Origin of the sequence: Ochrobactrum sp. SFR4, from assembly GCF_019730395.1 — a bacterium.
Classification (GTDB): domain Bacteria; phylum Pseudomonadota; class Alphaproteobacteria; order Rhizobiales; family Rhizobiaceae; genus Pseudochrobactrum.
Window position 1 is genome coordinate 1 of the sequence record NZ_JAAPBB010001123.1, and the last position, 248, is coordinate 248.

Below are 248 nucleotides of genomic sequence, written 5' to 3' on the forward strand. Positions count from 1 at the left end.
CCGGTGTTTTAACGGTGGCTTTATAGCCATCGCTCTCAATCTCGCAGGTAACGCCCTCTATTTCGGTGAGCGTGGCGAATTGCACATCAGGCTTTTTAATATTCTCATAAGTGCGGATGGTGACCATTTCCTGCCCGCGCAGCTGCGGAATATCCTGTCCGGATGCACGCTGCGGGGCAAGCATATCGCCGTTTTTGATACCGGATGCAGTCGGCGTGGCATTAACAGACATGGCAATCGGTTTTGTT

The 248-nt window shown here is 52.0% G+C and carries 1 protein-coding gene; it reads right to left on the reverse strand.

Annotated elements, in window-relative coordinates; genetic code table 11:
- Positions 1–232, reverse strand: a 232-nt coding sequence (locus tag HBA93_RS22530) for a hypothetical protein (protein WP_221724720.1), incomplete at its 3' end; no start/stop codon positions are given.
- Positions 233–248: the final 16 nt, after the last annotated feature.